20 protein-coding genes are annotated in these 24,633 nt (G+C 64.6%); 13 read left to right on the top strand and 7 right to left on the bottom strand.

The window, feature by feature from the left end:
• Positions 1-16: 16 nt before the first annotated feature.
• The 6 genes from parE (at position 17) to ACYUME_RS23670 (ending at position 9,943) form a co-directional block, all read left to right on the top strand.
• Positions 17-1,921 carry a DNA topoisomerase IV subunit B gene (gene parE, locus ACYUME_RS23695; RefSeq protein ID WP_279886995.1) on the top strand — a complete coding sequence of 635 codons (1,905 nt, stop codon included), beginning with the start codon at positions 17-19 and terminating at the stop codon, positions 1,919-1,921.
• On the top strand, positions 1,918-2,904 hold the full coding sequence (locus tag ACYUME_RS23690) for an esterase-like activity of phytase family protein (protein ID WP_279886996.1): 987 nt from the start codon (positions 1,918-1,920) through the stop codon (positions 2,902-2,904). The genes parE and ACYUME_RS23690 overlap by 4 nt, the downstream gene beginning before the upstream one ends.
• Positions 2,901-3,419, top strand: a complete 519-nt coding sequence (locus ACYUME_RS23685) for a retropepsin-like aspartic protease family protein (RefSeq protein ID WP_279886997.1) — start codon at positions 2,901-2,903, stop codon at positions 3,417-3,419. The genes ACYUME_RS23690 and ACYUME_RS23685 overlap by 4 nt, the downstream gene beginning before the upstream one ends.
• A gap of 10 nt (positions 3,420-3,429) precedes the next feature.
• Positions 3,430-5,685: a DNA topoisomerase IV subunit A gene (parC, locus tag ACYUME_RS23680; protein ID WP_279886998.1), complete on the top strand. Its 2,256-nt coding sequence runs from the start codon at positions 3,430-3,432 to the stop codon at positions 5,683-5,685.
• A 175-nt stretch (positions 5,686-5,860) separates the two neighbouring features.
• Complete coding sequence (locus tag ACYUME_RS23675) at positions 5,861-6,571, top strand: PqiC family protein (RefSeq protein WP_279886999.1); 711 nt, start codon at positions 5,861-5,863, stop codon at positions 6,569-6,571.
• A 180-nt stretch (positions 6,572-6,751) separates the two neighbouring features.
• On the top strand, positions 6,752-9,943 hold the full coding sequence (locus tag ACYUME_RS23670) for a dermonecrotic toxin domain-containing protein (protein ID WP_460417177.1): 3,192 nt from the start codon (positions 6,752-6,754) through the stop codon (positions 9,941-9,943).
• A 46-nt stretch (positions 9,944-9,989) separates the two neighbouring features.
• Here the strand turns inward: ACYUME_RS23670 and ACYUME_RS23665 are convergent, their stop codons facing one another.
• On the bottom strand, positions 9,990-11,444 hold the full coding sequence (locus ACYUME_RS23665) for a histidine kinase (protein ID WP_460417175.1): 1,455 nt from the start codon (positions 11,442-11,444) through the stop codon (positions 9,990-9,992).
• Between the two features lie 136 nt (positions 11,445-11,580).
• On the opposite strand from ACYUME_RS23665, the gene serB reads away from it, so the two are divergent.
• Positions 11,581-12,795 (top strand): phosphoserine phosphatase SerB, encoded by a 1,215-nt coding sequence (gene serB, locus ACYUME_RS23660; protein WP_279888602.1) that lies wholly within the window; start codon positions 11,581-11,583, stop codon positions 12,793-12,795.
• A 118-nt stretch (positions 12,796-12,913) separates the two neighbouring features.
• Here the strand turns inward: serB and asd are convergent, their stop codons facing one another.
• The 3 genes from asd to ACYUME_RS23645 are packed head-to-tail and all read right to left on the bottom strand — an operon-like array spanning position 12,914 to position 16,176.
• Positions 12,914-13,777: an archaetidylserine decarboxylase gene (gene asd, locus ACYUME_RS23655; RefSeq protein ID WP_232856319.1), complete on the bottom strand. Its 864-nt coding sequence runs from the start codon at positions 13,775-13,777 to the stop codon at positions 12,914-12,916.
• Positions 13,778-13,786: 9 nt separating this feature from the next.
• Positions 13,787-14,596, bottom strand: a complete 810-nt coding sequence (locus ACYUME_RS23650) for a rhodanese-like domain-containing protein (protein ID WP_460417173.1) — start codon at positions 14,594-14,596, stop codon at positions 13,787-13,789.
• Positions 14,597-14,640: 44 nt separating this feature from the next.
• The gene (locus ACYUME_RS23645) at positions 14,641-16,176 is read right to left on the bottom strand and encodes an HDOD domain-containing protein (RefSeq protein WP_460417172.1); all 1,536 of its coding nucleotides are present in this window, start codon (positions 16,174-16,176) and stop codon (positions 14,641-14,643) included.
• A 130-nt stretch (positions 16,177-16,306) separates the two neighbouring features.
• On the opposite strand from ACYUME_RS23645, the gene motA reads away from it, so the two are divergent.
• Both motA and motB read left to right on the top strand, forming a co-directional pair.
• A complete protein-coding gene (gene motA / locus ACYUME_RS23640; RefSeq protein WP_279888608.1) occupies positions 16,307-17,158 on the top strand; it encodes a flagellar motor stator protein MotA in 852 nt (283 codons plus the stop codon).
• A gap of 3 nt (positions 17,159-17,161) precedes the next feature.
• Positions 17,162-18,178, top strand: coding sequence for a flagellar motor protein MotB (gene motB / locus ACYUME_RS23635; protein WP_460417171.1), 1,017 nt, complete (start codon positions 17,162-17,164; stop codon positions 18,176-18,178).
• Positions 18,179-18,244: 66 nt separating this feature from the next.
• On the opposite strand, the gene ACYUME_RS23630 is transcribed toward motB, so the two are convergent.
• A complete protein-coding gene (locus tag ACYUME_RS23630) occupies positions 18,245-18,724 on the bottom strand; it encodes a molecular chaperone Tir (protein ID WP_279888611.1) in 480 nt (159 codons plus the stop codon).
• 146 nt (positions 18,725-18,870) lie between these two features.
• A complete protein-coding gene (rsgA, locus tag ACYUME_RS23625; RefSeq protein ID WP_279888612.1) occupies positions 18,871-19,902 on the bottom strand; it encodes a small ribosomal subunit biogenesis GTPase RsgA in 1,032 nt (343 codons plus the stop codon).
• A gap of 109 nt (positions 19,903-20,011) precedes the next feature.
• On the opposite strand from rsgA, the gene orn reads away from it, so the two are divergent.
• Complete coding sequence (gene orn / locus ACYUME_RS23620; RefSeq protein ID WP_186716211.1) at positions 20,012-20,554, top strand: oligoribonuclease; 543 nt, start codon at positions 20,012-20,014, stop codon at positions 20,552-20,554.
• Between the two features lie 92 nt (positions 20,555-20,646).
• On the top strand, positions 20,647-21,258 hold the full coding sequence (locus ACYUME_RS23615; protein WP_213658536.1) for a trimeric intracellular cation channel family protein: 612 nt from the start codon (positions 20,647-20,649) through the stop codon (positions 21,256-21,258).
• A 920-nt stretch (positions 21,259-22,178) separates the two neighbouring features.
• Here the strand turns inward: ACYUME_RS23615 and queG are convergent.
• Complete coding sequence (gene queG, locus ACYUME_RS23610) at positions 22,179-23,243, bottom strand: tRNA epoxyqueuosine(34) reductase QueG (protein ID WP_279888394.1); 1,065 nt, start codon at positions 23,241-23,243, stop codon at positions 22,179-22,181.
• Positions 23,244-23,308: 65 nt separating this feature from the next.
• Between queG and ACYUME_RS23605 the strand changes: the two genes are divergently transcribed.
• Both ACYUME_RS23605 and tsaE read left to right on the top strand, forming a co-directional pair.
• Entirely contained in the window at positions 23,309-24,160 is an 852-nt protein-coding gene (locus ACYUME_RS23605; RefSeq protein WP_279888393.1) for an NAD(P)H-hydrate dehydratase, read from the top strand.
• A gap of 8 nt (positions 24,161-24,168) precedes the next feature.
• On the top strand, positions 24,169-24,621 hold the full coding sequence (gene tsaE / locus ACYUME_RS23600; protein ID WP_460419438.1) for a tRNA (adenosine(37)-N6)-threonylcarbamoyltransferase complex ATPase subunit type 1 TsaE: 453 nt from the start codon (positions 24,169-24,171) through the stop codon (positions 24,619-24,621).
• Positions 24,622-24,633: the final 12 nt, after the last annotated feature.

The following is a 24,633-nucleotide window of genomic DNA, read 5'->3' as shown; positions in this document are numbered from 1 at the left end:
CTGACGACGAGACCCCATGGCCAATCCCAGCGCTAGCGCCTATAACGCAGACGCCATCGAAGTCCTCTCGGGCCTTGACCCGGTCCGCAAGCGGCCGGGCATGTACACCGACACCAGCCGGCCCAACCACCTGGCCCAGGAAGTCATCGACAACAGTGTCGACGAAGCCCTGGCTGGCCACGCCCGTTCGGTGCAGGTCATCCTGCATGCCGACCACTCGCTGGAAGTCAGCGACGATGGCCGCGGCATGCCGGTGGACATCCACCCCGAAGAGGGTGTCAGCGGCGTCGAACTGATCCTCACCAAGCTGCATGCAGGCGGCAAGTTCTCCAACAAGAACTACCAGTTCTCCGGTGGCCTGCACGGTGTTGGCATTTCGGTGGTCAACGCGCTGTCCTCGCAGGTGCGCGTGCGCGTGAAGCGCGATGGCAACGAGTACCAGATGACCTTCGCCGACGGCTTCAAGGCCAGCGAACTGGAGGTGGTCGGCTCCGTCGGCAAGCGCAACACCGGCACCAGCGTTTACTTCACCCCCGATCCGAAGTACTTCGATTCGCCGAAGTTCTCCATCAGCCGCCTCAAGCATGTGCTCAAAGCCAAGGCCGTGCTGTGCCCGGGGCTGTCCATCAGCTTCGAGGACAAGGGCACCGGCGAGAAGGTCGAGTGGCACTACGAAGACGGCCTGCGCTCCTACCTGGTGGACTCGGTCAGCGAGTTCCCGCGCCTGCCCGACGAGCCGTTCTGCGGCAGCCTGGCCGGCAACAAGGAAGCCGTCGACTGGGCCTTGCTGTGGCTGCCGGAGGGCGGCGACAGCATCCAGGAAAGCTACGTCAACCTGATCCCCACCGCCCAGGGCGGCACCCACGTCAACGGCCTGCGCCAGGGCCTGCTGGACGCCATGCGCGAGTTCTGCGAGTTTCGCAACCTGCTGCCGCGCGGGGTCAAGCTGGCGCCCGAGGACGTCTGGGAGCGCATCAGCTTCGTGCTGTCGATGAAGATGCAGGAGCCGCAGTTCTCCGGGCAGACCAAGGAGCGCCTGTCGTCCCGCGAGGCGGCGGCGTTCGTCTCCGGGGTGGTCAAGGATGCCTTCAGCCTGTGGCTCAATGCCCACCCCGAGCTGGGCATGCAACTGGCTGAACTGGCCATCAGCAACGCTGGTCGGCGCCTGAAGGCGAGCAAGAAGGTCGAGCGCAAGCGCATCACCCAGGGGCCGGCGCTGCCGGGCAAGCTGGCCGACTGCGCCGGGCAAGACCCGATGCGCGCCGAGCTGTTCCTGGTCGAGGGTGACTCCGCCGGTGGTTCGGCCAAGCAGGCGCGGGACAAGGAGTTCCAGGCGATCCTGCCGCTGCGCGGCAAGATCCTCAATACCTGGGAAGTCGATGGCGGCGAGGTCCTGGCCAGCCAGGAAGTGCACAACATCGCCGTGGCCATCGGCGTCGACCCGGGCGCCAGCGACCTTTCGCAACTGCGCTACGGCAAGATCTGCATCCTCGCCGACGCCGACTCCGACGGCCTGCACATCGCCACCCTGCTGTGCGCGCTGTTCGTCCAGCACTTCCGGCCGCTGGTCGAGGCCGGCCACGTCTACGTGGCCATGCCGCCGCTGTACCGTATCGACCTGGGCAAGGAAATCTACTACGCCCTGGACGAAGCCGAACGCGATGGCATTCTCGATCGCCTGGTCGCCGAGAAGAAACGCGGCAAGCCCCAGGTCACTCGATTCAAAGGTCTGGGCGAGATGAACCCGCCGCAGTTGCGCGAGACCACCATGGATCCGAACACCCGGCGCCTGGTTCAGCTGACCCTGGACGACGTGCAGGGCACCACCGAGATCATGGACATGCTGCTGGCCAAGAAGCGTGCCGGCGACCGCAAGAGCTGGCTGGAGAGCAAAGGCAACCTGGCCGAGGTCCTGGTTTGATTCGTCCGTTGCTCATGGCCTGCCTGGCGCTGTTCGCCCTGCAGGCCCGGGCGGGCGACTGGCCGCAACTCACGCTCAGCGGCGAGCATGTGGTCGAGGGCATGCGTGGTGGCAACCTGTCGGGCCTGGCCTGGTGCCGTGGGGCGCTGTGGGCCGTATCCGATCGTGACGACGACCGCATCTATCGCCTGGAGCAGGACACGGCGCCCTGGCAGGCCGAACCTCAGGTCTTCACCCCGCCAGTGCCTCCCGATACCGGCCTGCCCTGGGGGTTGAAGTCGCGCAATTGGGCGGCGTCCTATATCCGTGGCGGCGCCCTGGATTTCGAAGGGATCACCTGCGATCAGGCGGGCAACCTGTACGTGGTCAGCGAGGCGCACGCCGCCGTGCTGCAATTGCCCGTGGACGGTGAGCCAGACTGGCTGAGGATTGACCAGGCCATGGTTCGCCAGGCTCGGGCCAGTGGCATGCTGCTGCATTTCAACGCATTGTTCGAGGGCCTGGCGATCAACCCGGCGGGCGACCGCCTGTGGCTGGCCGCCGAGCGCGAAAGGCGCGGTCTGCTTGCCGTGCAGCGCCAGCAGTCAGTCTGGAACTGTGGGCGCGGGTGCGTATTGCTGAGCGAAGCCGGTGTCGAGATGCAACCGCCGCAGTTCCCGGAGGCACGCCCGGTGTCCCGTGATTTCGCCGACCTGGCCTGGTTCGAGGGCAAGCTGTTCACCCTTGAGCGCAACGCCTACCGTATCTGCCGCCGCGACGCCGACAGTGGCGCGGTGGAGCGCTGCTGGTCGTTCGCCGCCGACGCCCTGGCGGAGTCGCGGCGCTATTCGCAGCCCTATGGCCTGGCCGAGGCGCTGGTGATCGATAAAGCCGGGGCCTGGATCGGCGTGGACAACAACGACAGACCGCGCGTGGATGGGGAAACGCGACCGATCGTCTGGCGTTTCGACGCGCCGCAAGGCGGCTGGAGCGCCAAGCCATGAGCCAGCCAGCGGGCAAGCGGGCGGGCAGGGTGCTGATGGTCGTCGCCTGGGCGGCGGCGATGTTCCTGGCCACACGCTTTTTCGGCCAATGGGAGGCGCGTCAGCAGAATCCCAATGCCGTGGTACAGAGCGAGCAGGGCGACGGCTACGTCGAGGTGCGCCTGCTGAGCAACGGCCAGGGCCATTTCGTCGCCGACGGTGCGATCAATGGCCGGGTGGTGCATTTCATGCTCGATACCGGCGCCACCGATGTGGCGATCCCCGAAGCGCTGGCCCGCGACCTGGACCTGGCCCGCGGCGCACCGGTGCAACTGAGTACCGCCAATGGCCGCACCGAAGGCTACCGCACCCGGCTCGACAGTTTGCAGCTGGGCGACATCCACCTGCGCGACGTGCGTGCGCTGGTGGTTCCCGGCCTCGATGGCCAGGCCGTGCTGCTGGGCATGAGCGCCCTGAAACAACTTGAATTCACCCAGCGCGGTGGCACCATGCTGCTGCGCCAGAACCTGAAATGACGAGGCTCGCATGAGCGACTTACTGGACAGTCTCGAAGGCGTCGAACGCCGTTCCCTGGCCGACTTCACCGAACAGGCCTACCTCAACTACTCCATGTACGTGATCATGGACCGCGCCCTGCCGCACATCGGCGACGGCCTCAAGCCGGTCCAGCGGCGCATCGTCTATGCCATGAGCGAGTTGGGGCTCGACGCCGATTCCAAGCACAAGAAGTCGGCGCGTACCGTCGGCGATGTGCTCGGCAAGTTCCACCCCCACGGCGACTCGGCTTGCTACGAGGCCATGGTGCTGATGGCCCAGCCGTTCAGCTACCGCTACACCCTGGTCGATGGCCAGGGCAACTGGGGTGCGCCGGACGACCCGAAATCGTTCGCTGCCATGCGTTACACCGAGGCGCGCCTGTCACGCTATTCCGAAGTGCTACTCAGCGAGCTGGGCCAGGGCACCGTCGACTGGGTGCCAAACTTCGATGGCACGCTGCAGGAGCCGGCGGTACTGCCGGCGCGGCTGCCGAACATCCTGCTCAACGGCACCACCGGCATCGCCGTGGGCATGGCCACCGACGTGCCGCCGCACAACCTGCGCGAAGTGGCCAGCGCCTGCGTGCGCCTGCTCGACGAGCCCAAGGCCACCATCGAGCAGCTGTGCGAGCACATCCAGGGCCCGGACTACCCGACCGAGGCCGAGATCGTCACGCCGCGTGCCGACATCCTCAAGCTCTACGAGACCGGCAAGGGCTCGATCCGCATGCGCGCCGTGTACCGTGTCGAGGATGGCGACATCATCGTCACCGCGCTGCCACATCAAGTCTCCGGGGCCAAGGTGCTGGAGCAGATCGCCGCCCAGATGCAGGCCAAGAAGCTGCCGATGGTCGCCGACCTGCGCGACGAGTCGGACCACGAGAACCCCTGCCGGATCGTCATCATCCCGCGTTCGAACCGCGTCGATGCCGCCGAACTGATGCAGCATCTGTTCGCCACCACCGACCTGGAGAGCACCTATCGGGTCAACGTCAACATCATTGGCCTGGATGGTCGCCCGCAGGTCAAGAACCTGCGGGCGCTGCTGCTGGAGTGGCTGGAGTACCGGATCGGTACCGTTCGTCGCCGTCTGCAGCACCGCCTGGACAAGGTCGAGAAGCGCCTGCACCTGTTGGAAGGCTTGCTCACCGCGTTCCTCAACCTGGACGAAGTCATCCACATCATCCGTACCGAGGAGCATCCCAAGCAGGCACTGATCGCCCGTTTCGACCTGACCGAAATCCAGGCCGACTACATCCTCGAGACCCGCCTGCGTCAGCTGGCGCGCCTGGAAGAGATGAAGATCCGTGGCGAGCAGGACGAACTGCTCAAGGAACAGAAGCGCCTGACCACCCTGCTGGGCAGCGACGCCAAGTTGCGCAAGCTGGTACGCAGCGAATTGCTCGAAGACGCCGAAACCTATGGCGACGAGCGCCGTTCGCCGATCGTCGAGCGCGCCGAGGCCAAGGCCCTGTCGGAAAACGAGCTGATGCCGACCGAGCCGGTCACCGTGGTGCTGTCCGAGAAGGGCTGGGTGCGCTGCGCCAAGGGCCACGACATCGATGCCACGGGGCTGTCGTACAAGGCCGGTGACGGCTTCAAGGCCGCCGCCGCGGGGCGCTCCAACCAATTTGCCGTGCTCATCGACTCCACTGGCCGCAGCTATTCGCTGGCCGCCCACAGCCTGCCGTCGGCCCGTGGCCAGGGTGAGCCGTTGACCGGCCGGCTGACGCCGCCGCCGGGCGCCAGCTTCGAATGCGTGCTGTTGCCTGAGGACGATGCCCTGTACGTGATCGCCTCCGACGCCGGCTACGGTTTCGTGGTCAAGGGCGAGGACCTGCAGGCCAAGAACAAGGCCGGCAAGGGCCTGCTCAGCCTGCCCAACGGGGCCAAGGTCATGACCCCGCGTCCGGTGGCCGATCGTGAGCAGGACTGGCTGGCCGCGGTGACCACCGAAGGTCGCCTGCTGGTGTTCAAGGTGGCCGACCTGCCACAGCTGGGCAAGGGCAAGGGCAACAAGATCATCGGCGTGCCGGGGGACCGGGTGGCCAGCCGTGAAGAGTACGTCACCGACCTGGCGGTGATCAGCGAAGGGGCGACCCTTGTATTGCAGGCTGGCAAGCGTACCCTGTCTCTCAAGCCGGACGATCTGGAGCATTACAAGGGTGAGCGCGGTCGTCGTGGTAGCAAATTGCCACGCGGCTTCCAGCGCGTGGATGCCTTGCTGGTGGAGCCTGTCGCCTGAGGCGCTGGGCCGTCTGTCGCGGCGCTTTCGGCGCCGCTTCGGGCGGAAATGCTGGAGTCTGGCGGTTTTTTCGCGGATGATATCGCCCTTGCGGCGCCGGCGTGGCCGAGTGCCCGGACGAATCTACACGAGTATCACTGCGGTCAGTCTTGTGACGACCGCTTGGATGGGATGAATGAAATTTCTGCGCCTTCCATTTGCGCTGTTGATGACTGGCCTGCTGGGACTGAGCGGATGCAGCATGCATCAGCCGGTGGCCCTGTATCAGCTCGACAGCGGTGATCCCGGCCAGCCTAGCCAGGCTGCGGGCATGGCGGTGGTGCTTGGCCCGGTATCGGTGGCCGACTACCTGCAACGCGAAACCTTCCTGCAACGGCAGGCCGATGGCAGCCTGACCGCGGCGACCGACGGTCGTTGGGCCGGTAGCCTTTCGTCGGATATCGATCAGTTGCTGGTACGGCAGCTCGCCTGGCGCCTGGATAGCCAGCGCGTCGTGCTCGCCCCGGCCAGCGCCGGCTTCACGCCGGACGTGCAGGTGCTGCTGTCGATCACCCGCCTGGACTCGGGCAAGGACCAGCCCGCGATCCTGGATGCCCAATGGCGTGTGCTGGACCGTCGTGGCCAGGTGCGCGACAACCGCATCGTCCACCTCGAGCAGCCTCACGCAGGCAGCGAGTCGGCTCAGGTCCAGGCCCAGGGGCAGTTGCTGCAGAAGCTGGCCGAACAGCTGAGCTCCGCGGTAAAGCCGCTGGCCAACCAGCCGGCCATCGCCGAGGAGACACCGCGCAAGCCGGCGGCGCCGGTCCAGGTCAAGAAAGAGCCGGAGAAACCGAAGATTCCGATGGCTTCGCCGATCCGTACCGATATGGAAGTGTTCCGCTTCTGATGCTGTAGATGCGAAAAGGCCCGCGCAGACGCGGGCTTTTTTGTGTCTGCTGCCGGTGCTATCCAGTGGTTCTCTTCCTCGGCAGCCTATCGGACCGGCAGGCGTTATTTACTTACCGCAGGACACTTCCGACGCAGCACTACCTTGGTCTCTCACAGCCGAGATATAAGGATCCTGCGCATGAGCTACCACTTCGCTACACCGAAGTCCCCCAACTCTGGTGAGCCCTCCAGCCCTGAACCGGCCACGCACCCCGATAGCACCTTCGAGCTTGGCCAATACCATTTCGCATCAGTTGTCCCCGCCACCTCAGAACAGGATGAAGGCGTTGTACTGTCGATCCAGCAAGTCTTCGGGCGTGAGCAGATCAGTCTGCCGACGCCTCATGACTATGCGAGCGTCGTACTGCGCGAGTACCTGGCACAGCAGGGCATCGAGGACGACCCCGACGACCTCGTTCTCAGCACGCTGTTCCTGGAGCATGTCCATGTGACGGACGGCCCATGGGCTGCCCAGGTGGCACATTCGATGACCCTGACCCAGGCAATGGTCGCCAACTGGCAGCAGCAGGGCAGTGGTCAGTGGCAGGATCACCTGGGGCATCCGATGGATTGGCGTCGGGAGGGCTACGAAGTGAGCCGGACGGTGCAGCTATCGGCTGCTCAACTGGCCGACAGCGAGGCCTACGATGGCATCTACCGGCGCACCCAGCCGCAGACCTACGGAGCGGCCACCCAGGTCAATCTGGACCCCGCCGCTTTTCGCCAGCATGTCTGGGATGCGCAATTGCAGGGGCGCTACCTGGAATACTTGCGTCAGTTCTGGAGCAGCCAGGCGCATGACTACCATTTGCTGCTCAAGGGCAACCTGGTGCATGCGGCCTTGCTGCAGCGTGATGAGGGATCGCTCAGCGAAGAGCATGCGGCATTGGTGCTCGAGAGCCTGATGCTCAGCCGCGACACCCGTTGGGCGGGTACCTCGTTCCGTTACTTCGCCGACACTCCGGTATCCCGTACACGTACGATTTCGGCGTTCAGGATCCATGGGTACGAAGCCACCGACATCATGGTCTTCCAGGCGCATGGCCATGACGCCATCGTGCTTTACATTCCTGGCAATTCCTCGCCACTGCATGGCTTCAACGCTGCCAGGGAGCTGCGAGACTGGGTCGCCCAGCAATGCCGCGATCCACGCAAACGGGCATCCCTGGCCAGTCATTTCAGCAGCAAGGACAGGGGGGACGGGGTCATCTACAGTGGCGTCGATACGGCCCTGGCAGGCCTCGGCGCGCACCCTAGGCGGCTGAACGATGCCACGGGTCACTGGTACCCAGGCAGCACCATTACCTTCAGCGAAGCGATATACCCTTACCCCATGAGCTACTTCCGTGATCAGACCCGCTCCCGGTTGTTCTCGGATGCTGACTACGACATCGGTACACAAGGCCGGTATTACGCGAAGTTGACGGCTTACGGTGTGGAAGTGACGGCCAATGTCGTTGGTGCCATTGCCCTGGCGGTACCTGCGCTGGCACCCGTGGCGGTCGCACTTGGCGTCGGCCTGCTGGCAGTGGGGGCGGGCGAGATGATCACGGCCCACAACCAGGAGGAAGAGGCTGAAGGCGCGCAGCGCATCGTGTTCGGGCTGCTCAATGCCCTGCCGCTTGCCGGGGAGGTGTCGCAGCTTGGCAGGGTCACTGCGGCGCTCGGCGAAACGGAGCGCAGCGTCGCTGTCGCTGCGCAGGCCGAGCATGCGGCCCAGCAGGCGCTGGAGGATGCGGCGGTTGCAGGCGACGTTCCGGTGTCGCCCGAAGAGCTCAAGGCCGTGCGCCCTGTCCACGACAGCTTGCAGCACGATCTGCGGGCGCGCCTGCAAGACCTTGCCGTTACGCGGCCGCTACGGGTATTGGGTGGTGGCAAGGGAACGTTTCTCGATGAGGGCAAGCTGTATGTGAGGATCCGCCCACGGGTGTATCGGGTGCAGTGGCTGGAGCACGAGCAGCAATTGCGTATCCGCTCCGAGGCCGAGCCGGTGGCATGGGGGCCATTCCTGAGCAGCATGGAAGATGGCTACTGGGATCTGGATCTGCGCTTCGGCCTGCGAGGCGGGGCCCCGTTGCCGACCGTGCTGGAGCACCCCAGGCTGCCACTGGAGCTCATCGACTCGATCGAATGCCAGCCCATGGTGCCCAAGGTGGAAGTGAGTTTTGCCGTCGATGACCTGATCTGGAACCACGAGGCGTCTTGCTATGAGGCCGACATCGTTTTTCGTCATGACGATTTCGGCGAGAAGCTCGACGTCAAGCAGGTCTCCCGGCAGCCGGTCTGGTATGACGCCGATGCCGCTGCCTGGCGCCGCGGCCAGCAATACATTTGGCGGGAGCGGCATGGTGGCAAGAACAGCTACCGTTGGCGGGCCGGCGAGGCGCGAGATTTCGAGCGCGTGCGACACAAGCTGCCGCACGAGCAGAACATCACGACCTATCGCTTTCCAGACCTGCCGCAACTGCCGGTCGGCATGTCGCCGATCACCCAGCAGGTCCATATGATCTGGGTGGGAGAGCGCGAGCTGGATTTCATGATCAAGCGCACCATCGTCAAGAACCTGCGCAACAAAGGCTATCGCTTCATCCTGCACCTGGACAACGACAGCGCAGCGCTGACGGCTAACCAAGCCTGGTGCGGGCAGGTGGGCATCGAGGCGAGAAACCTGCGAGAGCAGGCGTTTTTCCAGCGGTTCACCGCAGGCCGCGAGGGTATTGCCTACAACTATTTCCGCAATCCGGCCGCAGAGTCGCGCAACTATGCGGCGGCGTCGGATTTTCTGCGCCTGCGTCTGCTCGATGAGTACGGCGGCTTCTACATGGACATCGATGACACATTGTATTCACCGGATGCCAGGCCGCTGCCAGCCGCACCCAACGATGTGCTGGTCGGTGGACTGTACAAGATGCCGTGGAACAGGAAGGAACTGGTGAATACCTCGCACTTTGCCAGTCACCCTGGCAACCCAGTGCTCAAGCGCTTGCTGCAGCGCGCCAATGCGCGTTTCGAGGCGCTCCCCGAGGCATTCAAGTCAACGCCGCGGCCGGTGGTCACAGCATTCAAGGACAAGGCCGAGGCCGAGCGGACGATGAATGCCTACATGCAGACCATCGCCAGCCTGGCGGGGCCCGATGCCTTCAACAAGGACCTGCGAGCGCTTCGGCCTGACTACTTCGGGTTGATTGGCAACAAGCCATCGGACTCGTGGGTCGTGTCGACGGTGTATGAAGCATTCTACGACGAAGCCATCGCGCACTGGTTCCCAATGCGCATGGGGGGCGCGGTGTCGATGCAGCCAGGTAGCGCACACACCTGGATGAGAACCTGAGGGGCGCGGCCCCGCCTGGGCGGGGCCTTCGCAGGAGAAACTCGCTTCAGGCCCTGCGCTCGTGCATCCGCGCCAGTTGGCGCTCCAGCATCGATGGGTACGGCTCCATCAACCGCTCCACGCAGCAGGCGCCTTCAGGGCTGGCGATCGGGCGGATACGCGCGCGCTGGCGCACCAGCGCATCATCGCTGATGCGGCGCTCGACCAGCAGCAGGTTGCGGCTGTGCTGCGACAGGGCCAGGGCGTCCTGGGCCTGCTCGGTCATCAGCAGGTCCGCTTGGTCCATGCCATGCAGGTCGTCGGCCAGCACCAGGCCCAGCTGCAGTTGCAGGGTGATGCCGCTGTCGGCGACCTCGATCTGCAGGGCGTGGCCCAGGGCGCGCAGCAGCTCGCCACAGCAGATGGCGTTGGTCAGGTAGTCCTCGCCGCTGTCGCGGCTGTGGAACAGCAGCAGGGTGCTGCCGTCGTTCAGCGTATGGACTTCACCTTCGTACAGCGATGCGGCTTGATCCAGGCAGTCGCGGTAGCGTTCCAGCAGCTCGGTAAGACGGCTGCGTGGGAGGCGTCGCAGCTGCTCCTGGGAGCCCAGTTGCACGGCCAGCACGGCACTGCTGCGAGGCTCGTCGGATTCGACGGCGAGGGCTTTGGCCGGGGCGCTTTCCTCGTCCATCAGGCCGGCGAAGGCGTCGTCGTCCTCGTCATGCTGCTCCTGCGCGTGCGCAGCCACTTTCGGCCGTGCGGCAGCCTTGGGGATGGGAGCTTCTTCGAAATCGTCCGCCTCGTCCTCTTCCTCAGGTTCCGGTGGCGGTGGCGGAGCCAGGCGGGCGTGCAGCTGGCGCGCCAGGTCACCGATCTCGTCCTGGCGGTCGGTGGCTGGGGTATAGGGGTGCGGGTCGCGCAGCCATACACGCAGTTGCAGCAGCGGCAAGGAGATGAACCGCCCCAGGCGCAGGCTGAGGGTCAGAGCCAGGGCCAGCAGGATCGCCGCGAGGATGCCCATGCTCTGCAGGCTGATCAGCATCGGCTGCTGGAACTGGTTCATGTCCAGGCTGATGCGCAACTGGCCGGCGGTCACGTCCTGGAAGGTGATCTTGGTCTGGTAAACCCCTTCGGCTTCGCCCAGCAGGCTGTTGCGCGGGCGCTGGCCGGCCTCGGCGAGGATGCGGTTGTCCACGCTGTAGATCGCCGCGTGGGCCACCAGCGGGTTCTTCACCAGGTTGCCCAGCAGCACGTTGAGGCTGAGGATGTCGTTGGACACCAGCAGCTCGGTCGCCGACGTGGCTGTCTGCGTGGTCAGGCTCTGGCCGACGGCATCGGCCTGCTCGTGCATGGCCTGCTTGAACTGCAGGCCCATCACGCAGGCATAGATCACCAGGGCCAGGGCTACCAGGAAAATGTTGTAGCTGGCGATGCGCAGGGCCAGTGGAATCCGGCGCTGGCTCAGGGCTCGGTAGATCATCAGGAAGAAGTTATCGGATTTTACGGGCGTGGGCCGGTTCACAGAGCGCGGCTCTTCATGGCGAGAAAGTTGCTGCGCAGTATAGCGATCCGTGTTTTGTCGGCAAAGTATCGTTGGCGCCCGATGGTCATGGAAAATCGGTAGAATGCGCATTTTTCATCGAGTTGGAGCCCCGGTCTTGCGCGAAATCGTCCTGATCAACATCACTGGTGAAGACCGTCCAGGTCTCACCGCGGCCATCACCGGCGTCCTGCTCCAGGGCGGTGTGAACATTCTCGACATCGGCCTGGCGGTGATGCACGGTACCCTGTCGTTCGGCATCCTGGTCGACATTCCCGACAACGAAGTGGCCACCGCGCTGCTGCAGAGCGTGCAGTCCAAGGCTCACGAGCTGAACCTGCAGGCGCGCTACACGCCGATCTCCGAAACCGATTATCAGCACTGGGCCGACAGCCAGGGCGAGGCGCGCCATATCGTCACCCTGCTCAGCCGTCGGATCACCCCGGAGCAGTTGCAGCGGGTCAGCGCGATCATCAGCCAGGCCGGCCTGACCATCGAGCGCATCGAGCGCCTGTCGGCCCGCGTGGTGCTGGACGCGCCGAGCGAAAAGGGCAAGTCTGCCCTGGAGATCTCCGTGCGCGGCGAGCCGAGCGATGCCCAGGCCCTGCGCGCGGCGTTCTTCGCGCTGTCCGAGGAACAGAACATCGACATCGCCTTCCAGCGTGACGACCTGTTCCGCCGCAACCGCCGCCTGGCGGTGTTCGACATGGACTCGACGCTGATCGAGGCCGAAGTGATCGATGAGCTGGCCAAGGCCGCCGGTGTCGGCGAGCAGGTGGCGGCGATTACCGAGCGCGCCATGCGCGGCGAACTGGATTTTCGTGCCAGCTTCAAGGAACGCATGGCGCTGCTCAAGGGCCTGGATGTGGGCGTGCTCGACCAGATCGGTGCCTCGCTGCGCCTGACCGAAGGCGCCGAGCATCTGTTCGCCGAGCTCAAGCGCCTGGGTTACAAGACCGCGATCCTGTCTGGCGGTTTCACTTACTTCGCCAAGCAGGTCCAGGCGCGCCTGGGCATCGACTACGTGTTCGCCAACGAACTGGAGGTGGTCGACGGCAAGGTGACCGGTGTGGCCGTCGAGCCTATCGTCGATGCCCAGCGCAAGGCCGAGTTGCTGCAGAAGCTGGCCAATGACGAGGGCCTTCAGCTGGAGCAGACCATCGCGGTCGGTGATGGCGCCAACGACCTGCCGATGCTGTCCCTGGCCGGCCTGGGCGTGGCCTTCCGTGCCAAGCCGCTGGTGCGCCAGTCGGCCAAGCAGGCGATTTCCACCCTGGGGCTTGATGGTGTGTTGTACCTGCTGGGCCTGCGTGACCGCGACGCGCGCGGTTGATCTTGAGCCCTAGCGACCCTTCGCGGCGCAAGGAGGGCGAAGCCCTCCCTGCAACCTCAAGGCAAAAAAAAGGCCCTGCATGACGTTAACCATGCAGGGCCTTTTGCTTACCGGGTGGTCAGGCCTGGTTCGGCTGCGCCAGCAGCTCACCCATGCGCACCGCGGAGCCGGCGCCCAGGCTCTCGGCCCACTTCACCTGCTCCGGCCCGAATAGCACGATGGCGGTGGAGCCCAGCTTGAAGCGGCCCAGCTCGGCGCCTTTTTCCAGGTGGATCGGCGCACGGCTGGCTTCGTCGTAGCGGAAGGTCTTCAGCTCGCGCTTCGGCGGCGTGACCAGGCCGGCCCAGACGGTCTCGATCGAGGCGACGATCATCGCGCCGACCAGCACCACGGCCATCGGCCCACGCTCGGTGTCGAACAGACAGACCACACGCTCGTTGCGGGCGAACAGCTCAGGCACGTTTTCCGCGGTGGTCTGGTTGACCGAGAACAGCCGACCCGGCACATAGACCATCTCGCGCAGGGTGCCGGCCAACGGCATGTGCACGCGGTGGTAGTCCTTGGGCGACAGGTAGATGGTGGCGAACTCGCCGCCCATGAACGGTGCGGCCAGGGCCGGATCGCCGCCCAGCAGTTCCAGGGCGCTGTAGCCGTGGCCCTTGGCCTGGAAGATGCGACCGTGCTCGATCGGGCCGAGCTGGCTGACCGCGCCGTCGGCCGGGCAGAGGATCGCGCCGGGTGTTTCGTCCAGCGGGCGGGCGCCAGGCTTGAGGGCGCGGGTGAAGAATGCGTTGAAGTGCTCGTAGGCGCTGAGGTCTTCGACCAGGGCCTCGGACATGTTCACCTGGTAGCGCTTGGCGAACCAGGCGGTGAAGGCATTCTTGAACCAGCGCGCGCGGCACTCGGCGACGCAGCCGGCCAGCCGCGAGAGCAGGTGGTGCGGCAGCAGGTACTGGCTGATGATGAACAAGCGGGATTTCATTGAGCGTCCTTAAACTTCGACGGGCGTATCGGGGTGGTTGCCCCATTCGCCCCAGGAACCGGCATAGCCCTTCACTCGTGGATAGCCGAGGGCCTTGGCCACGAGGTAGGTGAAGCCGGAGCGGTGGTGGGTCTGGCAGTGGGTGATCACTTCCTTGTCCGGGGTGATGCCCAGGTTCTGCAGGACCTCCTTGATATCCTTGCGGATGCGCAGGTGGTCGTTGAGGTCCATGCCGGCGGTCCACTCGAAGTTGATCGCGCCGGGAATATGCCCGCCTTTGGCGGCCAGTACTTTCTCGCCACTGTATTCCAGTGGCCCGCGGGCGTCCCAGATGACCAGGTCGGCGGCGCCCAGGCGGCTTTGCAGGTACTCGCGGGTGGCGGTGGGTTCACCATGCAGCTGCAGGCTCACCGGGCCGCCGGCGACTTCAGGCGTTGCGGTGGACAGCTTGTCCGCCGGCCAGGCCTGGATGCCGCCATTCAAGTAGTGGTAGCCCTTGTGACCGATCACGTCGAGCAGCCAGATGAACCGTCCGGCCCAGCCTCCACCCTCGTCGTCGTAGACCACGTAGACCGCATCGTCGCGGTGACCGAGCTCACCGAACAGTTTCTCCAGGTCGGCACGGGCCGGCAGCAGGCCGGGTGCCGGGGGCTGGCCCAACTGGGTTCGCTTCGGGTCGACGAAACGGGCCCCGGGAATATGCCCACTGCCATAACGGTTGGCGCTGGTCAGGTCGACCAGGATCAGCCTTGGCGAATCCAGGCGCGGCTGCAGGTCCTCGGCTTCGATCACCAGGGGCAGGCCGGAAAAGTCAGTCATCCACGTTCTCCAGGGTGGAAAGAGGGGCGATTGTAGCGCAAGGGTCAGGCATTGCGGGTGGCAAACACGGCCAGGGCGCGCTCCACGCATTGCGCGGTCTTGCCGAACGCCTGCACGCTGACATCGGCCAGTGGTTTGCCGCTCTGGTCGGCCACCGCCAGCATCAGCACCTGGTCGCCTACCGCCAGCGAGCGCAGCAGCAGGTGCTCGCTGCGGAAGAAGGCGCGCAGCGGTGCTGGCAGCAGGGCGCTGAACTGGGCGTGGTTGTCGGGCGTCAGGCGCAGTTGCCCGGCTTTTGCCATCAACTTTTGCAACAATTTGTTCTGTACGACGGGCAATGCCATCGCGGCGGCCTCTCGCGGCAGGCCGGCGGTCTGCTGCACGCGCAGGTAGTCGGTGGCCTTGTCCAGGCTCAGCAGCATGATGCGCTGCATGCCGCAGGCCAGCAGGGCGTCGCGGGCCTGGGTGGCCAGGTGCACGGCGTTGCTGAACGGGCTGGGCTGTACCAGCAACTCCTGGCACAGCGCGCGCCAGCGACCGAGGTCTTCGGTGCTGGGGGGGGGCGGCGTGAGCATGTCCGGGTGCGGTCGGCGCTGGTGCCAGGGCCAGATCAATGCCTCGGCCGGGTGGAACAGCGCATGGCGGGCGTGGTGGCGGGCACTGGCCGCGGCCTGCTGGTGGACCTGTTGCTGGACGTCGTCCAGGGTGGTCTGCAGGTACAGCGCAGTGAGCAATTGCCAGCGCAGCAGGTGCGGGTTGTCCCAGCCCACCTGGGCGGCCAGGGCCAGGCCGTTGGCCAGCAGCACGGTGTTGGGGGGCTGGTTGAACCAGCGGCGCAGGGCCGGTGCGTCGTCCAGGCGCTGCTGCTGGACCAGCGGGTCCTGTTCACGGGCAATGCTCAATACCTGGGCCAGTTGCTCGCGTTCGTCCATCAGCAGTCGGTAGCCTTGGGTCACCCACTCGGGCAAGCGCCAGTGCTCGGCCATGGCCTGGCACAGTTGCATGAGGCGCACGCCGAACAGTTCCCGTTCGACCTCGGCGGCTTCCTCGCCCTTGTGGATGACCCGCAGCTCCCAGGTGTCCAGCAGCCTGGGGTAGGCCAGGGCCAGCGGCCACAGCGGCGAGAGGAACAGCAGGCTCCCCCAGTGGATTTCCTGCCACAGCCGCGCCAGGCGGTTGGCGAACAGACCGTTGGCCTGCTGGGTGGCGTGCTGGCTGATCAGCAGGAACTGGCGCAGCACCGGTGGGATCTCGTCGGCGGGTATCGACGGCAGGCGCGCCAGCAACTGGCTGGTGCGGGTCAGCCCCAGACGGTTGAGGGCGATTTCCAGGCTTTCGGCAGGCTCCGCCAGGCTGGCGTTGGCCGGGTGGTTGGCCTCGCGCAGCACACAGAGCACCAGCGCAGGGCTGTCCTGCATCAGTTCGGCGATGTCGCGCAGGGAGCGGCGGCTGTCGTTGATGGCCTGTAGAACACGGTCGTGGCTGTCTTTCGGCACGGGTACTCGAATCCCGTCGAGCAGCTTTACCCAGGCCTCTAGACTCGACGGAACCTGACTTGGCACCTTGGTTTCAATTGGCATATTGACATCAGTCCGAACTGGCTTTTCGCAATGAGTGGCTATAGTCTGGCGCAGTTCTGCCGATAAGTAGAAGAAGAGTTTAAAGGCTCTCGTTCCCTACCCTGACCACGACAGCAAGTGCTTCCAACTTATGGCTAAAATTATCGGCATCATCGTCGTATTCGCGAGCGTGCTCGGCGGCTACGTGCTTTCCCACGGCAAGATCGCGGCACTGATCCAGCCGTTCGAAGTGCTGATCATCGGTGGTGCGGCCTTCGGTGCGTTCCTCCAGGCCAACCCTGGCTACATGACCATGCATGTGGTCAAGAAGTCGCTGAAGATGTTCGGCACCCGCTTCACCCACACCTTCTACCTGGAAGTGCTGGGTCTGGTCTACGAGATCCTCAACAAGAGCCGTCGCGAAGGCATGATGGCCATCGAGGGCGACATCGAGGACGCCGCGGCCAGCCCGATCTTCGCCAAATATCCCGCGGTGCTGAACGACGAGCGCATGACCGCGTTCATCTGCGACTACCTGCGCATCATGTCCACCGGCAACATGGCGCCCCATGAGCTCGAAGGCCTGTTCGACATGGAGCTGCTGAGCATGAAGGAAGAGCTGGAGCACCCTTCCCATGCGGTGACCGGCATCGCCGACGGCATGCCCGGGTTCGGTATCGTCGCGGCGGTGCTGGGCATCGTGGTGACCATGGCCTCGCTGGGCGACGGCGACCAGAAGTCCATCGGCCTGCACGTGGGTGCGGCACTGGTCGGCACCTTCTTCGGTATTCTTGCCGCCTATGGCTTCTTTGGCCCGCTGGCCAACGCCCTGCGCCATGACGCCAAGGAAGAGCTGAACGTCTACGAGGCCATCAAGGCGTCGCTGGTGGCCTCGGCCTCGGGCATGCCGCCATCGCTGGCGGTGGAGTTCGGTCGCAAGGTGCTGTATCCGAAGCACCGTCCGAGCTTCGCCGAGCTGGAACAAGCAGTACGCGGTCGCTAAGCCATGGAGAACAATCAGCCCATCATCGTCAAGCGCGTCAAGCGCTTTGGCGACGGCCACCATGGCGGGGCCTGGAAGATCGCCTTCGCCGACTTCGCCACGGCGATGATGGCGTTCTTCCTCGTGCTGTGGCTGCTTTCCACCGCCACGCCCGAGCAGAAGATCGCCATCGCCGGCTATTTCAAGGACCCGATCGGTTTCTCCGAGAGCGGCACGCCCTACATCATCGACCTTGGCGGCTCGCCTGAGCTGGCGCCAGAGAAGACCATCAACCCGGAAGTGAAGTCCGAACCGACCCCTGACACCAGCATTCAGCTGGACAAGGACAAGGTCGAGACCATGGCCGAGCAGGTCGAGCGCGAGCGCCTGGAGCTGCTGTTGCAGGAACTGCAGAACAAGGTCGAGGAAAACCCGCAGCTGCAGAAGTTCAAGGACCAGATCCTGTTCGAGATCACCCAGGACGGCCTGCGCATCCAGATCATGGACGCCGAGAACCGGCCGATGTTCGACCTCGGCAGCGCGCGCCTGCAGCCGTACTTCGAGGACATCCTGCTGGCCATGGCCGACACCATCAAGGCGGTGCCGAACAAGATCAGCATCAGCGGCCACACCGATGCCAAGCCGTACTCCGGCACTGGCGACTTCGGCAACTGGGAGCTGTCGGCCAACCGCGCCAACGCCGCGCGCCGGGCCCTGGTCGCCGGTGGCTACCCGGACGAGCAGGTGGCGCGGGTGGTCGGTTATGCCTCGTCGTCGCTGTTCGACCGGGCGAATCCGTTCAATCCGGTCAACCGCCGCATCGACATCATCGTCCTGACCAAGAAGGCGCAGCGCACCATCGAAGGTGAGCAAGGCACGCCGGAGCAGGCGCCGCCGGCCGAGTCCACGCCGCCTGCGGGTGCCGCGCCCGGTGCTGGCGCGGCGCCGGCCGATACGCCGATGCAGCCGCGCGAGCTGCGCCAGAAGCTGAATATCTTCGAGGATGGCGTGCTGAAGATGGACGAGGCCAAGGACCAGTAAGCGCCAGGGGCCGCCCTGCGGCCCTTTCGCCGGGCCTATGGCCGCTGGCTTGCCGGCGAAAGGCATTCAGAAGCCCCGTCGGATCTTGGCCTTGAGGTCGGCGTGGAAGAAGTCGGCGTTGTCCCTGTCCGATACCGTCCCGCGTCTGCTCATCGAGGCCATGGCCCGGCCAAAGGTCTGCTCGTCATGATAGGCCCGCACGAACAGGTCGATATGCTCACGCTTGCTCATCGTCGGCCATTTGCCCAGGTATCCCGGCAATTCGCCGGGGCCTGCGTGATAGAAACTCACCCGTCGATGCGCCATGGCCGCGGCCCCCAGCAGCCAGGCGGTCCACCAGTCGTCGCCATGGTTGCGTGGCAGTATCCCGACCCAGTGGGTGGCGTCGGTCATCTGCTGGCAGAAGCTGCCGTGCAGGTCGTCGAAGGTCTGTCCTTCGTCGTCGAAGCGCACCAGTTGCGTGGGAATGCCCTCGAGCAGCAGACGCTCGTTGAGAATGAAGGCGTCGAGTCGCTCGTCGTGGCGGTAACTGATGAAAACCGGCATGTGCATTGTCCTCCCTGATCCTCGCCGGCAGGACCTGCCAGGCTGAAGCACGACCTTCGAGGAAAGCCGAGGGTGGGGCAATGGGCGACCGAAAAACCAGATGGTTCCTACTTGAGCGGGTTAGGCATTCCTACAGCCATATCTGGTCAATAGGTGTCTTCCGGCAGGCTGGCGATGATCGAGCGATAGCTGTTCATCCGCTGCTGGGTGACGCTGCCATCTTCCAGCGCCTTGAGCAATGCGCAGCCGGGCTCGCGGTCGTGCTTGCAGTCGCGGAAGCGGCAGTTGCCGATCAGCTCGCGAAACTCGATGAAACCGTCTTCGACATCGTCGCGGCTGACATGCACCAGGCCGAACTCGCGAATGCCCGGCGAGTCGATCAGGTCGCCGCCATTGGGGAAGTGGTACAGGCGGGCGGTGGTGGTGGTGTGCGTGCCCTGGCCGGACCATTCCGACAGGCCGCCGACGCGGGTGTCTGCCTCCGGCAACAGGCTGTTGACCAGCGAGGACTTGCCCACGCCCGACTGGCCGACGAACACGCTGATATGGCCATCGAGCGTCTGCTGCAGACGTTGCATGCCATCGCCGTGGTGGGCGGATACTTCCAGCAGTGGATAACCCAGGCCGCGGTACACCTCCAGCATCGCCTGGAGGGTCGGGCCATTCTCGTCATCGATCAGGTCGGCCTTGTTCAGTAACAGCAGCGGTCGGATGCCGGCATGCTCGGCGGCGACCAGGTAGCGGTCGATCAGGTTGGGGTGCGGTTCGGGGGCAGGGGCGAAGACGATGACGATCAGATCGACGTTGGCCGCCACCGGCTTGAGCTGGCCGTGGTTATTCGGGCGGCACAGCTCGGTGCTGCGCGGCATCTGCGCGACGATCACGCCGATCCCCTGGTTGCCGGCGCGCCAGACCACTCGATCGCCGGTGACCAGGGCCGGCAGGTTGGCCCGCAAGTGGCAGCGGAACACCTGGCCGGCCACCTCGCCGTCCTGGGCTTCGACTTCGACCTGAACGCCGAAGTGGGCGATCACCAGGCCCAGTTGTTCCGGCCCCAGGTCGCCGCCCTCCAGCTCTTGCAGGACGTGCTGCTCGCGTTTGGCGGCGCGGGCGGCGCGTTCGCCCTGGATCTTTTCGATGCGCCAGTTCTGGCGGCGGTTGAGCTGGCGTTTGGCCATGAGGGTTCCGTGTCGGCGGGGCAGAAGGAAAACGGCGGGCAGTTTAGCACGGCGCGCCCACGAGCCGCCCCGCTAGGCTAATATGACGGGCTATTCGAGGAGCCTTTTCATGCAGAACCCACAGAACCTGATCTGGATCGATCTGGAAATGACCGGCCTGGATCCGGACAACGACGTCATCATCGAGATGGCCACCATCGTCACCGACAGCGAGCTGAACACTCTGGCCGAAGGCCCGGTGATCGCTATTCATCACAGCGACGAGGTGCTGGCGCGGATGGACGAGTGGAACACTCGCACCCACGGCGCCTCGGGCCTGACCCAGCGCGTGCGCGAGAGCAAGGTGAGCATGGCCGAGGCGGAGGCGCAGACCATCGCTTTCCTCGAGCAGTGGGTGCCGAAGGGCAAGTCGCCGATCTGTGGCAATAGCATCTGCCAGGATCGCCGTTTCCTCTATCGCCATATGCGCGAGCTGGAAAACTATTTCCACTATCGCAACCTCGATGTCTCGACCCTCAAGGAGCTGGCTGCACGCTGGGCGCCGGACGTGCGTGACAGTTTCAAGAAGGGCAGCACTCACCTGGCCCTGGACGACATCCGCGAGTCGATTGGCGAGCTGCGTCACTACCGCGAGCATTTCATCAAGGTCTGACCTTGCCGTGCGCCGACGATCGTCGGCGCGCCCCCTTTTGGCGCCCGGCGCGACTGGGTAGACTGCGCGCCTTTCCCGCACGGACCTGCGCCATGTTGCTGATGCTCTATCTCGTCGCCATTACCGCCGAAGCCATGACCGGCGCCCTGTCTGCCGGCCGTCGCGGCATGGACTGGTTCGGCGTGGTGCTGATCGCCTGTGTCACCGCGCTGGGTGGCGGCTCGGTGCGCGACGTGCTGCTTGGGCACTATCCGCTGACGTGGGTGAAGCATCCGGAGTACCTGGTGCTCACCAGCTTCGCGGCGCTGCTGACCATCTTCATCGCGCCCTTGATGCGTCACTTGCGTTCGCTGTTCCTGGTACTCGATGCGCTGGGGTTGGTGGCGTTTACCCTGATTGGCTGCATGACAGCGCTGGAAATGGGGCAAGGATTCCTGGTCGCTTCGATCAGTGGCGTGATCACCGGGGTGTTTGGTGGCATCTTGCGGGATATCTTCTGCAACGACATTCCATTGGTGTTTCGGCGTGAGTTGTATGCCAGTGTTTCGTTCGCGGCGGCGTGGTTCTACCTGGGGTGTGTTTACTTCAAGGTGCCTGCGGAGCAGGCGATGCTGTTGACCTTGTTCGGTGGTTTTCTGGTGCGGTTGTTGGCGATTCGGTTTCATTGGGAGATGCCGAAGTTTCACTACAACGATCAACACTGAGTATAACGCTGCGCTTTGAGGTATTTAGTTATTCCTGTGAGAGCCGATTTTCCGGCGAGAGCATATAACTAGAGCTACACTGCCAGTGGCCCGATAATCTGCTCATGTCTGTTGATCTTGATCTTGATCTTGATCTTGATCTTGATCTTGATCTTGATCTTGATCTTGCTTCTAGGTGCGCGATAGTTCAGGCGCCGCCAATTGCGACTTCAGGAGGCCGAGCGGAGTTCTTGCGAAGGGAGGTGACGGGCATGGATGCCCGTCAAGCGCTGCGCCCCAGGATGGGGCGTTCAGCGCGGTCCTCCCGGGAGCAAGAACGGAGCGAGGGAACCCCGGAGCGAAGCGTAGGGGCCGGATGAATGGAGCGAGGATTTTTTGGTGACTTTTTGATCCTTCAAAAAGTTACCCGCCGTAAGGGCGGAAAGGTGACTATGCGTCGGCATCGCAAATGAATGCGCATATAACTTTCAAAACGCACGACTCTAAAAGTCAAAGTCAAAGTCAAAGTCAAAGTCAAAGTCAAAGACGGTCGGCGTCGGTTTCTATAGTTGTAAGCGCATTCATTTACGATGTCGACGCATAGTCACCTTTCCGCCCTTACGGCGGGTCACTTTTTGTCAAACGCGACAAAAAGTAACCAAAAAACGCTGCGCTCCATTCATCCGGCCCTCCGCTTCGCTCCGGGTCCCCTCACTCCGGCCTTGCTCCCGGGAGGACCGCGCTGAACGGCCCATCCTGGGCCGCAGCGCTTGACGGGCATCCATGCCCGTCACCTCCCTCCGCAAGGCCTGCGTTCGGCCTCCTGAAGTCGCGAAGTTACGGGCGGCGCCTGGGCTGACGCAGCTGTCGCTAGTGGGCTATGGGGGTAGACTTCTGATCGCCAAAGACAAAGACAAAGACAAAGCCGGAGGCGGCAAGCGTCAGAGGGCGTCGTGGCGAGCCAGCGCCCACTCCACGTGCTCGCGTACCAGCTCCGAAGGATCATCCCGCCGCGCGTTGAGCGCTTCCAGCACGGGAATGGTCGAAGGGGCATTCCCCAGCCCCACCGCCAGGTTACGCAAAAACCGCTCATACCCCGCCCGCCGCAGGGGCGACCCCTCGGTGCAGCCGAGAAAACGCTTTTCATCCCACAGGAACAGCTCGGCCAGCTCGATATTGTCCAGCCCCCGGCGGGGCATGAAGTCGTCTTCGCTAGTGGTCTTGGCGAAACGGTTCCAAGGACAGACGATCTGGCAATCGTCGCAACCGAACACCCGGTTACCGATCAATGGACGCAGTTCCAGTGGAATGGCGCCGCGCAATTCGATGGTCAGGTACGAGATGCAGCGTCGGGCATCAAGCTGGTAGGCCCCGACGAATGCCTGGGTCGGGCAGATGTCCAGGCATGCCTGGCAGCGCCCGCAATGATCGCTGCCCTGCACACCGTCGATCGGCAGCGGCAGGTCGACGAACAGCTCGGCCAGGAAGAAGTAGCTGCCGGCCTTGCGATTGAGCAGCAAGGTGTTCTTGCCGATCCAGCCCAGGCCGGCCTCCTGCGCCAGGGCCTTCTCCAGCACCGGGGCGCTGTCGACGAAGGCGCGGTAGCCAAAGGGGCCGATGGCCTCCTGGATGCGGTCGGCGAAGTGCTGCACGCGCTTGCGCACCAGCTTGTGGTAATCGCGACCCAGGGCATAACGCGAGATATAGGCCTTTTCCGGCTCAGCCAGGCGCTTGGCCATCTGCGTGTCGCCGGGCAGGTAGTCCATGCGCAACGAGATCACCCGCAGCGTGCCGGGGATCAGCTCGGCCGGGCGCGAGCGCTTGTGGCCATGGTCGCCCATGTACTCCATCTCGCCGTTGTAGCCAGCGGCCAGCCAGCGCTGCAGGTGCTGTTCGTGCTCGCCAAGGTCGACGCCGGCGATGCCGACATGGGCAAAACCGAGTTCGCGGCCCCAATCCTTGATCGATTGGGCCAGTGTGGCGATGTCTGGAGTCGTGGCGGGCATGGACGGATAAGGCATTACAGGCACAGGTGCGTATAATTCTGCCAGACATCAGAGCCTTTGACCCCATGCCTCAGACCAAACACCTCCCATTACCGCTCAGCAGCCTGACATTGGCCAGGCTGCCGCCGCGTGCCGCCGATGCCCACAAGGGCGACTTCGGCCATGTGCTGGTGATCGGCGGTGACCTGGGTACCGGCGGCGCGGTGATGCTCAGCGGCGAGGCCGCGCTGCGTTGCGGCGCCGGCCTGGTCAGCGTGGCGACCCGCCCCGAACATGTCGTCGCCGGCCTGGCGCGGCTGCCGGAGATCATGTGGCTGGGCATGAGTTCGGCCAACCAATTGATCGGCCCGCTCGCCCGCGCCTCGGTGCTGGTGGTCGGGCCAGGTCTGGGCCAGGCGGCCTGGGGACGCAGCCTGCTGTCGGCGGTCACGCATGCGCACCTGCCGCAGGTCTGGGACGCCGACGCCCTCAACCTGCTGGCCGGTGCGCCATTGGCCTTGCCCAGTGGCAGCATCCTTACCCCGCATCCGGGGGAGGCCGCTCGGCTGCTGGGCATCTCCACCGAGGCGGTGCAGGCCGACCGACAAGGCGCCGCGCGCAAGCTCGCCCGTCGCTACGCCAGTGTCTGCGTGCTCAAGGGCGCCGGCACGCTGGTGGCTGACCCGCTTGGCCAACTGGCGCTGTGCGGGCGCGGGCATCCGGCCATGGCCGGGGCGGGACTGGGTGACGTGCTGACCGGTGTGCTGGCGGCGTTGCTGGCCCAGGGGCTGGATGCCTGGCAGGCTGCGTGCCTGGGGGTATGGCTGCACGCCTGCGCGGGCGAGCACCTGGGCGTTCAAGGTAGAGGGCTGGCGGCCAGCGATCTGGTTCCGGTCATAAGAAAGTTGTTGGAGGAGCATTCAGCGTGTCAGGCATAACCCTGTTTCTGGCCGACGAGCCAGCCACCGTCGCCTTTGGCGCCAAGCTGGCCGAAGTGACCAAAGGTCACGGCGTGATCTTTCTCGAAGGCGACCTGGGCGCCGGCAAGACCACGCTGTCGCGTGGCCTGATCCGCGGCCTGGGCCATGAAGGGCCGGTGAAAAGCCCGACCTTCACCGTGGTCGAGCCCTACGAAATCGGCGAGATCCGCGCCTTCCATTTCGACCTGTACCGCCTGGTCGATCCGGAGGAACTCGAGTTCATGGGCATTCGCGACTATTTCGAGGGCGATGCCCTGTGCCTGTTCGAATGGCCGGACAACGGCGCAGGCGTTTTGCCAAAGCCCGACCTGACCATTACCATAAGCCCGCAAGCGGGCGGACGTTCGCTGAACCTGTCGCCGCAGGGGGCACGCGGCGAAGCCTGGTGTGCCGTTCTGGCCAAAGAATTCAAACAGTAAGTGGGGAAAGGT

The sequence above is a fragment of the Pseudomonas sp. microsymbiont 2 genome, from assembly GCF_054788395.1.
This window is presented reverse-complemented; position numbering and strand designations above follow the sequence as displayed.

Excerpts from the sequence above, each read along its gene's own strand:
- parE (WP_279886995.1), top strand. The coding sequence starts at position 17 with ATGGCCAATCCCAGCGCTAGCGCCTATAACGCAGACGCCATCGAAGTC.
- ACYUME_RS23685 (WP_279886997.1), top strand. The coding sequence starts at position 2,901 with ATGAGCCAGCCAGCGGGCAAGCGGGCGGGCAGGGTGCTGATGGTCGTC.
- parC (WP_279886998.1), top strand. The coding sequence starts at position 3,430 with ATGAGCGACTTACTGGACAGTCTCGAAGGCGTCGAACGCCGTTCCCTG.
- ACYUME_RS23675 (WP_279886999.1), top strand. The coding sequence starts at position 5,861 with ATGAAATTTCTGCGCCTTCCATTTGCGCTGTTGATGACTGGCCTGCTG.
- ACYUME_RS23670 (WP_460417177.1), top strand. The coding sequence starts at position 6,752 with ATGAGCTACCACTTCGCTACACCGAAGTCCCCCAACTCTGGTGAGCCC.
- asd (WP_232856319.1), bottom strand. The coding sequence starts at position 13,777 with ATGAAATCCCGCTTGTTCATCATCAGCCAGTACCTGCTGCCGCACCAC.
- ACYUME_RS23650 (WP_460417173.1), bottom strand. The coding sequence starts at position 14,596 with ATGACTGACTTTTCCGGCCTGCCCCTGGTGATCGAAGCCGAGGACCTG.
- ACYUME_RS23645 (WP_460417172.1), bottom strand. The coding sequence starts at position 16,176 with ATGCCAATTGAAACCAAGGTGCCAAGTCAGGTTCCGTCGAGTCTAGAG.
- motA (WP_279888608.1), top strand. The coding sequence starts at position 16,307 with ATGGCTAAAATTATCGGCATCATCGTCGTATTCGCGAGCGTGCTCGGC.
- motB (WP_460417171.1), top strand. The coding sequence starts at position 17,162 with ATGGAGAACAATCAGCCCATCATCGTCAAGCGCGTCAAGCGCTTTGGC.
- ACYUME_RS23630 (WP_279888611.1), bottom strand. The coding sequence starts at position 18,724 with ATGCCGGTTTTCATCAGTTACCGCCACGACGAGCGACTCGACGCCTTC.
- rsgA (WP_279888612.1), bottom strand. The coding sequence starts at position 19,902 with ATGGCCAAACGCCAGCTCAACCGCCGCCAGAACTGGCGCATCGAAAAG.
- orn (WP_186716211.1), top strand. The coding sequence starts at position 20,012 with ATGCAGAACCCACAGAACCTGATCTGGATCGATCTGGAAATGACCGGC.
- ACYUME_RS23615 (WP_213658536.1), top strand. The coding sequence starts at position 20,647 with ATGTTGCTGATGCTCTATCTCGTCGCCATTACCGCCGAAGCCATGACC.
- queG (WP_279888394.1), bottom strand. The coding sequence starts at position 23,243 with ATGCCCGCCACGACTCCAGACATCGCCACACTGGCCCAATCGATCAAG.
- ACYUME_RS23605 (WP_279888393.1), top strand. The coding sequence starts at position 23,309 with ATGCCTCAGACCAAACACCTCCCATTACCGCTCAGCAGCCTGACATTG.